Origin of the sequence: Neglectibacter sp. X4, assembly GCF_009917365.1 — a bacterium.
Taxonomy (GTDB): Bacteria; Bacillota; Clostridia; order Oscillospirales; family Acutalibacteraceae; genus Acutalibacter.
Map to the genome: position 1 here is coordinate 1 of NZ_QWLE01000271.1, position 292 is coordinate 292.

Consider the following 292-nt stretch of genomic DNA (forward strand, 5'->3'; position numbering starts at 1 on the left):
ATTTAGGATTGAGTTCTCCGTTTGCTTTCAATGTTCTCCAATAAGGCGTTTCATCTTCGGAACGCTGATAACTCGCCCATGCAACAATGGAAACAAAAATTCCCGCTGTAATTGGTTCTGTAAAATCAGCACCACTCAATTTTGCAAAGTATTTTCGTATTTCCCCAACGGTAATTATTTTACCATACGGAACTTTTTTCATTACTTTGTCATAGTCGATTGGCGGTGCAAAATACATTTTACTGCCACCATATTTTTCAATACTTTTCTGGTCTGTGATAATTTGAAATTT

General features: G+C 36.0%; 1 pseudogene. It reads right to left on the reverse strand.

Annotated features, from left to right (window positions below):
* A pseudogene (locus D1841_RS18075) lies at positions 1 to 292 on the reverse strand (methylated DNA-protein cysteine methyltransferase); the annotation flags it as partial.